Source organism: Pseudomonas sp. CFBP 5748 (assembly GCF_053850495.1).
In genome coordinates, this window is sequence record NZ_JBSPTN010000021.1 from 12,231 (window position 1) to 26,002 (window position 13,772).

At 62.5% G+C, this 13,772-nt stretch carries 12 protein-coding genes; 7 read left to right on the forward strand and 5 right to left on the reverse strand.

Annotated features, from left to right (window positions below; translation table 11 throughout):
- Positions 1 to 22: 22 nt before the first annotated feature.
- Genes ACWNZ1_RS28565 through ACWNZ1_RS28580 form a run of 4 tightly spaced genes read left to right on the forward strand, consistent with a single transcriptional unit; the run spans position 23 to position 3,494 of the window.
- On the forward strand, positions 23 to 952 hold the full coding sequence (locus ACWNZ1_RS28565) for a metal ABC transporter substrate-binding protein (protein ID WP_265072270.1): 930 nt from the start codon (positions 23 to 25) through the stop codon (positions 950 to 952).
- Entirely contained in the window at positions 949 to 1,701 is a 753-nt protein-coding gene (locus ACWNZ1_RS28570) for a metal ABC transporter ATP-binding protein (RefSeq protein ID WP_256453505.1), read from the forward strand. Before ACWNZ1_RS28565 ends, ACWNZ1_RS28570 begins: the two co-directional genes overlap by 4 nt.
- Positions 1,701 to 2,600, forward strand: a complete 900-nt coding sequence (locus ACWNZ1_RS28575) for a metal ABC transporter permease (RefSeq protein WP_135846387.1) — start codon at positions 1,701 to 1,703, stop codon at positions 2,598 to 2,600. Before ACWNZ1_RS28570 ends, ACWNZ1_RS28575 begins: the two co-directional genes overlap by 1 nt.
- Positions 2,601 to 3,494, forward strand: a complete 894-nt coding sequence (locus ACWNZ1_RS28580) for a metal ABC transporter solute-binding protein, Zn/Mn family (RefSeq protein WP_456028012.1) — start codon at positions 2,601 to 2,603, stop codon at positions 3,492 to 3,494.
- A gap of 119 nt (positions 3,495 to 3,613) precedes the next feature.
- Here ACWNZ1_RS28580 and prpF read toward each other — a convergent pair whose 3' ends face one another.
- The 5 genes from prpF to ACWNZ1_RS28605 form a co-directional block, all read right to left on the reverse strand.
- The gene (gene prpF, locus ACWNZ1_RS28585; RefSeq protein WP_135846389.1) at positions 3,614 to 4,807 is read right to left on the reverse strand and encodes a 2-methylaconitate cis-trans isomerase PrpF; all 1,194 of its coding nucleotides are present in this window, start codon (positions 4,805 to 4,807) and stop codon (positions 3,614 to 3,616) included.
- A 42-nt stretch (positions 4,808 to 4,849) separates the two neighbouring features.
- Complete coding sequence (acnD, locus tag ACWNZ1_RS28590) at positions 4,850 to 7,441, reverse strand: Fe/S-dependent 2-methylisocitrate dehydratase AcnD (RefSeq protein ID WP_280944249.1); 2,592 nt, start codon at positions 7,439 to 7,441, stop codon at positions 4,850 to 4,852.
- Between the two features lie 201 nt (positions 7,442 to 7,642).
- Positions 7,643 to 8,770, reverse strand: a complete 1,128-nt coding sequence (gene prpC / locus ACWNZ1_RS28595) for a bifunctional 2-methylcitrate synthase/citrate synthase (RefSeq protein WP_135846391.1) — start codon at positions 8,768 to 8,770, stop codon at positions 7,643 to 7,645.
- A gap of 57 nt (positions 8,771 to 8,827) precedes the next feature.
- Complete coding sequence (prpB, locus tag ACWNZ1_RS28600) at positions 8,828 to 9,718, reverse strand: methylisocitrate lyase (protein ID WP_135846392.1); 891 nt, start codon at positions 9,716 to 9,718, stop codon at positions 8,828 to 8,830.
- Complete coding sequence (locus tag ACWNZ1_RS28605; RefSeq protein ID WP_135846393.1) at positions 9,715 to 10,428, reverse strand: GntR family transcriptional regulator; 714 nt, start codon at positions 10,426 to 10,428, stop codon at positions 9,715 to 9,717. The genes prpB and ACWNZ1_RS28605 overlap by 4 nt, the downstream gene beginning before the upstream one ends.
- Before the next feature lie 282 nt (positions 10,429 to 10,710).
- Here ACWNZ1_RS28605 and rloA point away from each other — a divergent pair, with 282 nt between their 5' ends.
- The 3 genes from rloA to ACWNZ1_RS28620 are packed head-to-tail and all read left to right on the forward strand — an operon-like array spanning position 10,711 to position 13,771.
- Positions 10,711 to 11,247, forward strand: coding sequence for a retropepsin-like aspartic peptidase RloA (gene rloA / locus ACWNZ1_RS28610; protein ID WP_025214775.1), 537 nt, complete (start codon positions 10,711 to 10,713; stop codon positions 11,245 to 11,247).
- Positions 11,248 to 11,252: 5 nt separating this feature from the next.
- Positions 11,253 to 12,785: an osmotic stress tolerance membrane protein RloB gene (gene rloB / locus ACWNZ1_RS28615; RefSeq protein ID WP_256453508.1), complete on the forward strand. Its 1,533-nt coding sequence runs from the start codon at positions 11,253 to 11,255 to the stop codon at positions 12,783 to 12,785.
- Positions 12,785 to 13,771, forward strand: coding sequence for an alpha-L-glutamate ligase-like protein (locus tag ACWNZ1_RS28620; RefSeq protein ID WP_135846395.1), 987 nt, complete (start codon positions 12,785 to 12,787; stop codon positions 13,769 to 13,771). Before rloB ends, ACWNZ1_RS28620 begins: the two co-directional genes overlap by 1 nt.
- Position 13,772 lies beyond the last annotated feature (1 nt).

The following is a 13,772-nucleotide window of genomic DNA, read 5'->3' on the forward strand; positions in this document are numbered from 1 at the left end:
TTCGAGAGAAGACCCTTCGCCCATGCCTATTGCATCTCAACGCCGCCCCTTGCTGCGCCTGCTGTTGATCGGCCTGCTGGCCTGCCTGTTCACCTCGCAGGCCAGCGCCGAAACAGCCAAGCGCCTGCGCATCGGCATCACCCTGCACCCCTATTACAGCTACGTGGCGAACATCGTCGGCGACAAGGCCGAGGTCGTGCCGCTGATCCCGGCCGGTTTCAACCCCCATGCCTACGAACCACGGGCCGAGGACATCAAGCGCATCGGCGGACTCGACGTGATCGTGCTCAACGGCGTGGGTCACGACGACTTCGCCGACCGCATGATCGCCGCCAGCGAAACCCCGAACGTGAAAGTGATCGAGGCCAACGAGAACGTGCCGCTGCTCGCCGCCACCGGCACGGCGGCCCGAGGCGCAGGCAAGGTCGTGAACCCGCACACGTTCCTGTCTATCAGCGCCTCCATTGCCCAGGTCAATAACATCGCCCGGGAGCTGGGCAAGCTCGACCCGGACAACGCCAAGACCTACACCCAGAACGCCCGCGCCTACGGCAAGCGCCTGCGGCAGATGCGTGCCGCCGCCCTGGCGAAGCTGACCCAGGCACCCAATGCCGAACTGCGGGTCGCCACGGTGCATGCTGCCTACGACTACCTGTTGCGCGAATTCGGCTTGGAAGTGACCGCCGTGGTCGAGCCCGCCCACGGCATTGAGCCGAGCCCCAGCCAGCTGAAGAAAACCATCGACCAATTGCGCGAGCTGGACGTGAAAGTGATCTTCTCGGAAATGGATTTTCCGTCCACCTACGTCGACACCATCCAGCGTGAATCGGGGGTGAAGCTGTACCCGCTCTCGCACATTTCCTACGGCGACTACAGCGCCGAGAAGTATGAAAAGGAAATGGCCGGCAACCTCGACACCGTGGTCCGGGCGATCCAGGAGTCCGGCGCATGACCATCCAGGAAACCCTCACTCTGCAATGCGCTGGGCCATTGATTGAGTTCGCCGATGTCAGCCTGAACCTGGGCCGCACCACGATCCTCGACAATGTGGGGTTTCAGGTGCAGCCCGGCAGCATCCATGCCCTGGTGGGCCCCAACGGCGGCGGCAAGAGTTCGTTGATCAAGACCTTGCTCGGACAGATGCCGCACCAGGGACGCCTGAGCCTGCAATGGCCGGGTGAACCCGGTGTCATCGGCTATGTGCCCCAGGCGCTGGAGTTCGACCGAGGCCTGCCCATGACCGTGGATGATTTCATGGCGGCGATGTGTCAGCGGCGCCCAGCCTTCCTCGGCCTGAGCAAGCATTACGCCGGCGCCATCGGCCAAGCCTTGGAGCGGGTGGGCATGCAGGACAAACGCAAGCGGCGCATGGGCGCGCTGTCCGGCGGCGAGCGCCAGCGGGTGTTGCTGGCCCAGGGGCTGATTCCGTCGCCGCAGTTGCTGGTGCTGGATGAGCCGATGTCGGCGCTGGATGAGGCCGGCATCCAGGTGTTCGAACGGTTGCTGCAGGACTGGCGTCAGGCCGGCATCACCGTGCTGTGGATCGAACATGACCTGGAAGCCGTCGGGCGCCTGGCCGACCGTGTCACCGGCCTGAACCGCCGAGTGCTGTTCGACGGCCCGCCACGCCAAACCCTGACCCCAGAGCGCTTGCTGACGCTGTTTTCCACCCATCCACGCACGAATGGGAGCGCTGCCTGATGAGTTATGAAGCCTTTCGCTTGATGGTCCAGGGTTGGGCCTCGTCCGGTTACTTGCCCGAGGCGCTGGCCTACGGGTTTGTGGTCAATGCGTTGCTGGCCGGGCTGTTGATCGGCCCGGTGCTGGGCGGTCTCGGCACGCTGGTGGTGGTCAAGCGCTTCGCGTTTTTCTCCGAGGCGGTGGGCCATGCGGCGCTGACCGGCGTGGCGGTCGGCATCCTGCTCGGCGAACCCTACACCGGGCCTTACGGCAGCCTGTTCGGTTACTGCCTGCTGTTCGGCATCCTGCTCAATTACCTGCGCAACCGTACCGGCCTGGCGCCGGACACGCTGATCGGCGTCTTCCTCTCGGTGTCCCTGGCCCTGGGCGCGAGCCTGCTGCTGATCCTGGCGGGCAAGATCAACGTGCACATTCTGGAGAACGTCCTGTTTGGATCGGTACTGACGGTCAATGGCAATGACCTGCTGGTGCTGGCCGTGGTCGGCTCATTGGTCATGGCCCTGGCCTTGCCGCTCTATAACCGCATCATGCTCGCCAGCTTCAATCCGCAACTGGCGGCGGTACGCGGGGTGGCGGTCAAGACCCTGGATTATTTGTTCGTGGTGCTGGTGACGTTGATCACCGTGGCGGCGGTGAAAGTCATCGGGGCGATTCTGGTGGGGGCGCTGCTGGTGATTCCAGCAGCAGCGGCGCGCCTGCTCAGCCAATCGCTGAAAGGCTTTTTCTGGTGTTCAGTGCTGATCGCCACTGTCAGCACCTTGTGCGGGATTCTCGCGCCAATTGTGTTCGACCTGCCGATCCCGTCCGGCGCCGCGATCATCCTGGTAGCCGGCATCGCTTTCGCCCTGAGCGCCATCGCCCGTGGCGTCGTCCCCAGCCTCAAAGGGAATCTTGGATAAATGGTTTTTTCATTACGACAACTGACCCTGGCCGTAGCGCTGTGCAGCGTGGCCATCACCTCGTCATTTGCCAGCGAAAAAGTGCGTCTGCTGGCATCGCTGCCGGTCACCTACGGATTAAGCGAAGCCTTGCTCAAGGGCACCGACGTCAGCCTGGAACGGGCCGCGCCCGCGAATCTGCCCGGCACCCGCCAGAGCGCCTACTTCAGCGGTCGTGGTGCGCCGACATTGAGCAAACTGGCCAGCGAGGCCGACGGGGTGATCGGCCTGCGTTCGCTGTGGCCGGACGATCCGTTGTACCCCATGGCCCGCCGCAGCAATATTCGCATCGTCGAAGTCGACGCCGCCCGCCCGGTAGACGGCGCCCTGCCCGGTATCGCCGTGCAACCGGGCATGGCCGACGGCCTGGCGAGCCAGCCGTGGATGGCCAGCCATAACCTGGGACGCATGGCCGATGTGATCGCCGCCGACCTGGTGCGCCTGGCTCCGGCGGCCAAACCGAAGATCGACGCCAACCTGGCGACCCTCAAGCAACGCCTGCTCAAACTCAGCGCCGACAGCGAAAAACAGCTCGCCAGTGCCGACAATCTGAGCGTGGTCAGCCTGAGCGAGCACTTGGGTTATTTGATCAGTGGGCTCAACCTCGACGGCATCAGCACCGATGCCCGCCCCGACGCCGACTGGACAGCCGAAGCCCTCAAGCAATTGACCGCCACCTTGAAAGACAACGACGTGGCGCTGGTGCTGCATCATCGCCAGCCTTCGGATGCCGTGAAGGCGGCCATCAGCGAGGGCGGCAGCCGGCTACTGGTGCTGAGCACCGACTCCGCTGACCCCGTGGCGGAGCTGGAAAATAATGTGGGGCTGGTCATCGCAACGCTGACAGGGGGCTGACGGCAGGAATGCGTTCCACTGTGGGAGCGGGCTTGCTCGCGAAAGCGGTGTGTCAGGCGACATCAATGCTGACTGTACCGGCCTCATCGCGAGCAAGCCCGCTCCCACAGGTAGTTATGTCAGTTCAGGACATCCCCCGGCACCCGCACAAACCCTTCCATCAACACCCGCGCGCTGCGGCTCATGATGGCTTTGTTCACGGTCCATTCGCCATCGACCTGGCTGGCCTCGGCGCCGACGCGCAGGGTGCCGGACGGGTGGCCGAAACGTACGGCGTTGCGTTCGATACCGCCCGCCGCCAGGTTCACCAAAGTGCCGGAAATTGCTGCGGCCGTGCCGATGGCGACCGCCGCGGTGCCCATCATGGCGTGGTGCAGTTTGCCCATGGACAGGGCGCGTACCAGCAAATCGACGTCCCCGCTCGCCACAGCTTTTCCGCTGGATGAAATGTAATCCGCCGGCGGTGCGACAAACGCCACTTTCGGCGTGTGCTGGCGCTGGGCCGCTTCGTCCAGGTGCTTGATCAAGCCCATGCGCAAGGCGCCGTGGGCACGGATGGTCTCGAACATGGCCAACGCCTTGGGATCGCCGTTGATAGCACCCTGTAACTCAGTACCGGTATAACCGACGTCCCGGGCATTGATGAAAATCGTCGGGATCCCGGCGTTGATCAGGGTCGCCTTGAAGGTGCCCACACCCGGCACCTCGAGGTCGTCCACCAGGTTGCCGGTGGGAAACATCGAGCCGCCACCGCCCTCTTCTTCTGCCGCTGGGTCCATGAACTCCAGTTGCACTTCGGCCGCCGGAAAGGTCACGCCGTCGAGTTCAAAATCACCGGTTTCCTGCACCGCGCCGTCGGTGATCGGCACATGGGCGATGATGGTCTTGCTGATGTTGGCTTGCCAGATCCGCACCACGGCCACGCCATTTTGTGGGATGCGAGCGGCGTCCACCAAACCACTGCTGATGGCGAATGAACCGACCGCCGCCGACAGGTTGCCGCAATTGCCACTCCAATCCACGAATGGCTTATCGATGGACACCTGGCCGAACAGGTAATCGACGTCGTGGTCGGCCCGGGTGCTCTTGGACAGGATTACAGTCTTGCTGGTACTGGACGTCGCGCCGCCCATGCCATCGATCTGCTTCTCATATGGATCGGGGCTGCCGATCACCCGCAGCAGCAAGGCATCCCGGGCCGGGCCTGGGACGCGAGCCACTTCGGGCAGGTCCTGCAAGCTGAAGAACACGCCTTTGCTGGTGCCGCCACGCATGTAAGTGGCGGGTATTCTGATTTGCGGTGCGTGAGCCATGATGCTCCTCAAGCGGACACGCAAGGTGTCCGCAGCTGTGATTTAGACGGCAACCGCCGATTCAAGGAAGTCCTGGGCAAAACGCTGCAGCACGCCACCGGCTTCGTAGATTGACACTTCTTCAGCGGTATCGAGGCGGCAGGTCACCGGCACTTCGACGCGCTCGCCGTTCTTGCGAGTGATGACCAACGTCAGCGTCGCCCGCGGGGTGCGCTCGCCGATCACGTCATAGATTTCGCTGCCGTCGATGCCCAGGGTCTTGCGGTCGGTGCCGGGCTTGAACTCCAGCGGCAACACGCCCATTCCCACCAGGTTGGTGCGGTGGATGCGCTCGAAACCCTCGGCGGCAATCGCCTCGACACCGGCCAGGCGTACACCCTTGGCCGCCCAGTCTCGGGACGACCCCTGGCCATAGTCGGCACCGGCAATGATGATCAGCGGCTGCTTGCGCTGCATGTAGGTTTCGATGGCTTCCCACATGCGCATGACCTTGCCTTCCGGCTCGACCCGGGCCAGGGAGCCCTGCTTGACCTTGCCGTTTTCCTGGACCATTTCATTGAACAGTTTCGGGTTGGCAAAGGTCGCGCGTTGCGCGGTCAGGTGGTCGCCGCGGTGGGTGGCGTAGGAGTTGAAGTCCTCCTCCGGCAGGCCCATTTTCGCCAGGTATTCGCCGGCGGCGCTGTCGAGCATGATGGCGTTGGACGGCGACAGGTGATCGGTGGTGATGTTGTCCGGCAGCACCGCCAGCGGGCGCATGCCCTTGAGCGGCCGCGCACCGGCCAGCGCGCCTTCCCAGTACGGCGGACGACGGATGTAGGTGCTTTGTGGGCGCCAGTCGTACAGCGGCGTGACTTTCGGCCCGGTGTCTTCCTGGATGGCGAACATCGGGATGTACACCTGGCGGAACTGCTCCGGCTTCACCGAGGCCTTGACCACCGCATCGATTTCTTCGTCGCTCGGCCAGATATCCTTGAGGCGTATTTCCCGACCGTCCACCACGCCCAGCACATCCTTCTCGATGTCGAAGCGGATGGTCCCGGCGATGGCATAAGCGACCACCAGCGGCGGCGAGGCGAGGAACGCCTGTTTGGCATACGGGTGGATGCGCCCGTCGAAGTTGCGGTTACCCGACAACACAGCGGTGGCGTACAGGTCGCGGTCGATGATTTCCTGTTGGATCACCGGGTCCAGCGCACCGGACATGCCATTGCAGGTCGTGCAGGCGAACGCCACCACACCGAAGCCCAGCTTCTCGAGCTCGGACGTCAGGCCCGCTTCATCCAGGTACAGCGCCACGGTTTTCGAACCGGGCGCCAAGGACGACTTGACCCAAGGCTTGCGGGCCAGGCCCAGGCGGTTGGCGTTGCGCGCCAGCAGGCCGGCAGCGATCACGTTGCGCGGGTTGCTGGTGTTGGTGCAACTGGTGATGGCGGCGATGATCACTGCGCCGTCGGGCATCTGCCCAGGCACATCGTCCCACTGACCGGAGATACCTTTGGCGGCCAGATCCGCAACCGCCACGCGGGCGTGAGGGTTGCTCGGGCCTGCCATGTTGCGCACCACCGAGGACAGGTCGAAGGTCAGGCCACGCTCGTATTGCGCGCCTTTGAGGCTGTCGGCCCACAGGCCGGCCTGCTTGGCGTAGGTCTCGACCAGTTGCACCTGCTGGTCTTCGCGACCCGTGAGTTTCAGGTAATCGATGGTTTGCTGGTCGATGTAGAACATCGCCGCCGTGGCGCCGTATTCCGGAGCCATGTTGGAAATGGTCGCGCGATCGCCCAAGGTCAGGGCACTGGCGCCTTCGCCGAAGAACTCCAGCCAGGCGCCAACGACTTTTTGCTTGCGCAGGAATTCAGTCAGCGCCAGCACCATGTCGGTGGCGGTGATGCCCGGTTGCAGTTTGCCGGTCAACTCGACGCCGATGATTTCCGGCAGACGCATCCACGAGGCGCGACCGAGCATGACGCTTTCGGCTTCCAGGCCTCCGACGCCAATGGCGATCACGCCGAGGGCATCGACGTGGGGCGTGTGACTGTCGGTGCCCACGCAGGTATCGGGGAATGCCACGCCGTCACGCTGCTGGATCACCGGGGACATTTTTTCCAGGTTGATTTGGTGCATGATCCCGTTGCCCGGCGGAATCACATCAACGTTCTTGAAGGCTTTCTTGGTCCAGTTGATGAAGTGAAAGCGATCTTCGTTGCGCCGGTCTTCGATGGCGCGGTTCTTGGCGAACGCCTGAGGATCGGAACCGCCGCTTTCCACTGCCAGGGAATGGTCGACGATCAATTGGGTCGGCACCACCGGATTGACCTGCGCCGGGTCACCGCCTTGCACGGCGATGGCGTCGCGCAGGCCGGCCAGGTCCACCAGGGCGGTCTGGCCGAGGATGTCATGGCAGACCACCCGGGCCGGGAACCACGGGAAATCCAGATCGCGCTTGCGTTCGATCAGTTGCAGCAGCGACTCGCCCAGTGTGGCCGGGTCGCAACGTCGCACGAGGTTTTCCGCCAGCACCCGGGAGGTGTACGGCAGACCGTCGTAGGCGCCGGGCCGAATGGCCTCCACGGCCCCGCGAACGTCGAAATAATCCAGCGAAGTGCCGGGCAGCGGTTTGCGAAATTCTGTGTTCATCGTCAGGACTCGGGTCACGGTGGTTTCAGAAGGGGCTGGCGCAGCTACTGAAGTGAACTCGGTCCACTGTGGGAGCGGGCTTGCTCGCGAAGGCGGTGTATCAGTCGGCATCAATGTTGGATGTCAGTTCGCATTCGCGAGCAAGCCCGCTCCCACAAGGGGTTTTAGATTCCTTCAGTTGCAGCGTCAGCGCCCTCCAGCTCAGCGTTGTTCGATTGGCACGAACTTGCGCTGTTCGACGCCGGTGTATTCGGCGCTCGGTCGGATGATGCGGTTGTTGGCGCGTTGTTCGTACACGTGGGCGGCCCAGCCGGTCAGGCGCGAGCAAACGAAGATCGGCGTGAACAACTTGGTCGGGATGCCCATGAAGTGGTACGCCGAGGCGTGGTAGAAATCGGCGTTGGGGAACAGTTTTTTCTGCTCCCACATGGTCTTGTCGATGGCCTCGGAGACCGGGAACAGCACCGTGTCGCCCACTTCGTCGGCGAGTTTCTTCGACCAGCCCTTGATCACCTCGTTGCGCGGGTCGTTGTCCTTATAGATCGCATGGCCGAAGCCCATGATCTTGTCTTTGCGCGCGAGCATGCCGAGGGTGCCTTCGATGGCTTCCTGCGGCGAGCTGAAACGCTCGATCATTTCCATTGCCGCTTCGTTGGCGCCGCCATGCAACGGGCCGCGCAGCGAGCCGATGGCGGCGGTGATGCAGGAAAACAGGTCCGACAAGGTCGAGGCACAGACCCGCGCGGTGAAAGTCGAGGCGTTGAATTCGTGCTCGGCATAGAGAATCAGCGAGACGTTCATCACCTTGACGTGCAACTCGCTCGGCTTCTTGCCATGCAGCAGATGCAGGAAATGGCCGCCGATGGAGGTTTCGTCGGTCACGCATTCGATGCGCTGGCCTTCGTGGCTGAAGCGATACCAGTAGCACATGATCGCCGGGAAGGCGGCCAGCAGGCGGTCGGTCTTGTCGTGCTGTTCGGAAAAGTCTTTCTCGGGCTCCAGGTTGCCCAAAAACGAGCAGCCCGTGCGCATCACATCCATCGGATGGGCGTCGGCGGGAATGCGCTCCAGCACTTCTTTCAAGGCTTGGGGCAAGTCCCGCAGTTGGCTCAGTTTGCGCGTATAGGCATCCAACTGGGCCTGGGTCGGCAGCTCGCCGTACAGCAGCAGGTAGGCGACTTCTTCAAACTGCGCGTCCGCCGCCAGGTCACGAACGTCGTAGCCACGATAGGTCAGGCCCGCGCCCGACTGGCCCACGGTGGACAACGCGGTTTGCCCGGCCACCTGGCCACGGAGCCCGGCGCCACTGAGTACTTTTGCTTCGGCCATTTGCTGCCTCCATTTTTTGAATTTGTAGGGAATCGGCAAGTTGTAGGGAGTCGCGCCTTACTTCTTCGACGCGAACAACGCATCGAGCTTCTGCTCGAAGGTGTGGTAGTCGATGCGATCGTAAAGCTCCATGCGCGTCTGCATGGTGTCGATAACGTTCTGTTGCGTGCCGTCGCGGCGGATGGCGGTGTAGACGTTCTCGGCGGCCTTGTTCATGGCGCGGAAGGCCGACAGCGGGTACAGCACCAGGGACACATCGGCGCCGGCCAACTGTTCGGTGGTGTACAGCGGCGTTGCGCCGAATTCGGTGATGTTGGCCAGGATCGGCGCTTTCACGCGGCTGGCGAACAGCTTGTACATTTCAAGCTCGGTGATGGCTTCCGGGAAAATCATGTCGGCACCGGCCTCGATGCAGGCGGCGGCGCGGTCCAGGGCCGACTCCAAGCCCTCCACGGCCAGGGCGTCGGTGCGGGCCATGATCACAAAACTGTCGTCGGTGCGGGCATCGACGGCCGCTTTGATGCGGTCAACCATCTCCTGCTGGGAGACGATCTCTTTGTTCGGACGATGGCCGCAGCGCTTGGCGCCGACCTGGTCTTCGATATGAATGGCCGCCGCGCCGAACTTGATCATCGACTTGACCGTGCGAGCCACGTTGAACGCCGAGGAACCGAAACCGGTGTCCACATCCACCAGCAGCGGCAGGTCACAGACGTCGGTGATACGGCGCACATCGGTCAGCACGTCATCCAGGCCGGTGATGCCCAGGTCCGGCACGCCCAGGGAACCGGCCGCCACGCCACCGCCCGACAGGTAGATCGCCTTGAAACCGGCGCGCTTGGCCAGCAGCGCGTGGTTGGCGTTGATCGTGCCCACCACTTGCAGCGGATGCTCGTTGGCGACCGCATCGCGGAAACGCTGGCCTGGCGTGCTGTTGCTGGAACTCATGACTCACCTCGTTCAGTGGCGGCGCTGTCCTGGAAATGACGCGCAATGTTGCGTTTGGAGGCGCCGATGTGCCGGCGCATCAATAATTCAGCCAACTCGCCGTCACGGTCGGCGATGGCGTCTAGAATCCGGTGGTGCTCGGCAAAGGCCTGGCGCGGACGGTTGGGCGTGGTGGAGAACTGGATGCGGTACATGCGCACCAGTTGATACAGCTCGCCGCACAGCATTTGCGTCAGGGTGCGGTTGCCGCTGCCCTGGATGATCCGGTAGTGAAAGTCGAAATCGCCTTCCTGCTGGTAATAGCCGACGCCGGCCTGGAACGCCGCATCGCGCTCGTGGGTTTCCAGGACGCGACGCAGTTCGTCGATTTCCTCCAGGGTCATGCGTTCAGCCGCCAAACGGCAGGCCATGCCTTCGAGGGACTCACGGATTTCGTAGAGCTCCAGCAACTCGGCGTGGCTCAGGGATACCACCCGGGCGCCGACATGGGGCACGCGCACCAGCAGGCGCTGGCCTTCCAGGCGATGGATCGCCTCGCGCAGCGGCCCGCGACTGATGCCGTAGGTGCGCGCCAACTCGGGCTCGGAGATCTTGCTGCCGGGGGCGATTTCACCCTTGACGATGGCGGCCTGGATACGCCGGAAGACGTTCTCGGAAAGGGTTTCCGAGTCGTCCTGCGCCATCACCGGGGATTCGACCTGATCGAGCATATTGTCGACACCTTGAAAATCAATATGGCAAAAACTAACCAATAGTGGCGATAACGTCAAAACAAAAATCGATATTGTCGACAATCGTCTAATAAGCTCGCCCGCCATAACTGGTCATTTGAATGCGTCGTAGCCTCCGGCCAGCGGTGGCGTCAGAAAACCACCGTGCTAGAATGCCGCCGCTATTTGTCGCTCTCTTCTATATAGAGAAGGCTACCGAAGGAGCTTGTGCAGTAATGCCAGGGCCTGAACCGATAAACGGAACGCTGCGCACCAGGATCTATGACACTCAAGCCCTTATCTGCTGTTCTTTATTTCATGTGCCTGCCGGGGCTTGCCGTGGCGGGTGAAAAAACCGTGTACGGCCTCAATGAATACGCAGCCCTGCAGGGCATCGACCTGGAGGTCGCCGCCAAGCTCGACACCGGCGCCAAGACCGCTTCGCTCAGCGCCCGCGACATCAAGCGCTTCAAACGCAACGGCGAATCCTGGGTACGCTTTTACCTGGCCATCGACGCGGCCCATTCACACCCCATCGAACGTCCGCTGGCCCGGGTCAGCAAGATCAAACGCCGCGCCGGTGACTACGACCCGGAAGAAGGCAAGAAATACACGGCCCGGCCGGTCATCGAACTGGACATCTGCATGGGCTCGGCCCTGCGCAGCATCGAAGTGAACCTGACCGACCGTAGCGCCTTCCAATACCCGTTGCTGATCGGTTCCGAAGCACTCAAGCGCTTCGACGCACTGGTCGACCCCAGTCTTAAATACGCTGCCGGCAAACCCGCCTGCGCCAATGCCGCTCAAACCGCAGAGTAATTCCAATGCGCTCCCTTACCCTCCATCTGAAAATGCTGATCGCCATCCTGGTGGTGCTGGGCCTGTCGGTGACGGCCTATCAGATTTTCGTGCTCGGCATTCCGGTGACCGAAGACGCCACCGACGACTTGTGGAACATCGACGCCAAGGTCGAGTTCGTGCCCAATGCCAAGGATCCGGTGAAGATCCAGATGTTCGTGCCGCCCCTGAGCCGCGACTACGTCAGCCTCAACGAGAGCTTCATTTCCAACAACTACGGTGTGGCGGTGAACCGGGTCGACGGTAACCGCAAGGTGACGTGGTCGGCGCGCCGGGCCAAGGGCAACCAGACACTGTATTACCGCCTGGTGCTGACCAAGCGCTACAGCGCTGAAAAAACCAAGGTCAAGGGCCCGACCTTCCGCGACAGCATCGCCGTCGAAGGCCCGGAGAAGCTCGCCGCCGAAGCCTTGCTCGCGCCGATCCGCCAGCATTCGGCCGACGTCGAAACCTTCATCAGCGAAGCCATCAAACGCGTCAACAACCTCAACGACGACAACGTCAAGCTGCTGTTGGCCGGCGATCCGTCCTCGGCGCACAAAGCAAAAATCGTCGAACTGGTGCTGTCCATCGCCCACGTACCGGCGGAAAAGGTCCACACCATCCGCCTGGTGGCCGACCAACCGCAGACACCTGAACTGTGGCTGCGCAGTTTCAACGGCACCGACTGGCTGTATTTCAACCCGGACACCGGCGAACAGGGCCTGCCCACCGACCGCTTGTTGTGGTGGACTGGCGATGAAAACCTGATCACCGTCGATGGCGGCAAGAAAGCCACCGTCACCTTCAGCATGAACAACAGCGAAATGAACGCCATTCGCCTGGCCAAGCTGACCGACGAGAACACTGACGCCAATTTCCTCGAATACTCGCTCTACGGCCTGCCGCTGCAAACCCAACAGACGTTCATGATCATGGTGATGATCCCGATCGGCGTGCTGGTGATTCTGGTGCTGCGCAACCTGATCGGCCTGCAGACCCTGGGGACCTTTACCCCGGTACTGATCGCCCTGGCCTTCCGCGAAACCCAACTGGGCTTCGGGATCATCCTGTTCACGGTGATCACCGCGCTGGGCCTGTCGCTGCGTTCGTACCTGGAACACCTTAAATTGCAGATGTTGCCAAGGCTCTCGGTGGTACTGACGTTCGTGGTGGTGCTGATCGCCGCCATCAGCCTGTTCAGCCACAAGCTGGGCCTGGAGCGCGGTCTGTCGGTGGCGCTGTTCCCGATGGTGATCCTGACCATGACCATCGAACGCCTGTCCATCACCTGGGAAGAACGCGGCGCCGGCCATGCGATGAAAGTCGCCATCGGCACCTTGTTCGCCGCGTCCCTGGCGCACCTGATCATGAGCGTGCCGGAGCTGGTGTACTTCGTGTTCACATTCCCGGCGGTCCTGCTGATCCTGGTCGGTTTCATGCTGGCCATGGGTCGCTATCGCGGCTACCGCCTGACCGAGCTGGTACGGTTCAAGGCCTTCCTCAAGGCTGACTCGTAATGTTCGGCCTCTGGAAGACCTGGAAGGCCCTGGAAGCCCGGGGCATCATGGGCATCAACCGGCGCAATGCCGACTACGTGCTCAAGTACAACAAGCGCAGCCTGTACCCCATCGTCGATGACAAGATCATCACCAAGGAACGGGCCATCGCCGCCGGCATTCACGTGCCGGAACTGTACGGGGTGATCTCCACCGAGAAGGAAATCGACAAACTCGACGCGATCATCGGCGGGCGTACCGATTTCGTGATCAAGCCGGCCCAGGGCGCTGGCGGCGACGGCATCATTGTGATTGCCGACCGCTTCGAGGGCCGCTATCGCACGGTGTCCGGCAAGATCATCAGCCATGAGGAGATCGAGCACCATATCTCCAGCATCCTCACCGGCCTGTATTCCCTGGGTGGGCACCGCGACCGGGCGCTGATCGAGTACCGCGTGACGCCGGACCAGATCTTCAAGAGCATCAGCTATGAAGGCGTGCCGGACATTCGCATCATCGTGCTGATGGGTTATCCGGTGATGGCCATGCTGCGCTTGCCGACCCGCCAGTCCGGCGGCAAGGCCAACCTGCACCAAGGCGCCATCGGCGTGGGCGTCGACCTCGCCACCGGCCTGACCCTGCGCGGCACCTGGCTGAACAACATCATCACCAAACACCCCGACACCACCAACGCGGTGGATGGCGTGCAGTTGCCCTATTGGGACGGTTTCATGAAACTGGCCGCCGGTTGCTACGAGCTGTGCGGGCTGGGCTACATCGGCGTCGACATGGTGCTGGATCAGGAGAAAGGCCCGTTGATCCTGGAGCTGAACGCTCGGCCGGGGCTGAACATCCAGATCGCTAACGATTGCGGCCTGACCCTACGCACCCATGCCGTGGAAGCCCACCTGGAAGAACTCAAGGCCCGGGGCGTCGTTGAAACCGTGGAAGAACGCGTGGCGTTCGCCCAGACGTTGTTTGGGCATATTCCGCCGGTTGAAGGCTGAA

Excerpts from the sequence above, each read along its gene's own strand:
- prpF (WP_135846389.1), bottom strand. The coding sequence starts at position 4,807 with ATGGCTCACGCACCGCAAATCAGAATACCCGCCACTTACATGCGTGGC.
- prpB (WP_135846392.1), bottom strand. The coding sequence starts at position 9,718 with ATGAGTTCCAGCAACAGCACGCCAGGCCAGCGTTTCCGCGATGCGGTC.
- ACWNZ1_RS28580 (WP_456028012.1), top strand. The coding sequence starts at position 2,601 with ATGGTTTTTTCATTACGACAACTGACCCTGGCCGTAGCGCTGTGCAGC.
- ACWNZ1_RS28570 (WP_256453505.1), top strand. The coding sequence starts at position 949 with ATGACCATCCAGGAAACCCTCACTCTGCAATGCGCTGGGCCATTGATT.
- ACWNZ1_RS28605 (WP_135846393.1), bottom strand. The coding sequence starts at position 10,428 with ATGCTCGATCAGGTCGAATCCCCGGTGATGGCGCAGGACGACTCGGAA.
- acnD (WP_280944249.1), bottom strand. The coding sequence starts at position 7,441 with ATGAACACAGAATTTCGCAAACCGCTGCCCGGCACTTCGCTGGATTAT.
- ACWNZ1_RS28575 (WP_135846387.1), top strand. The coding sequence starts at position 1,701 with ATGAGTTATGAAGCCTTTCGCTTGATGGTCCAGGGTTGGGCCTCGTCC.
- ACWNZ1_RS28565 (WP_265072270.1), top strand. The coding sequence starts at position 23 with ATGCCTATTGCATCTCAACGCCGCCCCTTGCTGCGCCTGCTGTTGATC.
- rloA (WP_025214775.1), top strand. The coding sequence starts at position 10,711 with ATGACACTCAAGCCCTTATCTGCTGTTCTTTATTTCATGTGCCTGCCG.
- rloB (WP_256453508.1), top strand. The coding sequence starts at position 11,253 with ATGCGCTCCCTTACCCTCCATCTGAAAATGCTGATCGCCATCCTGGTG.
- prpC (WP_135846391.1), bottom strand. The coding sequence starts at position 8,770 with ATGGCCGAAGCAAAAGTACTCAGTGGCGCCGGGCTCCGTGGCCAGGTG.
- ACWNZ1_RS28620 (WP_135846395.1), top strand. The coding sequence starts at position 12,785 with ATGTTCGGCCTCTGGAAGACCTGGAAGGCCCTGGAAGCCCGGGGCATC.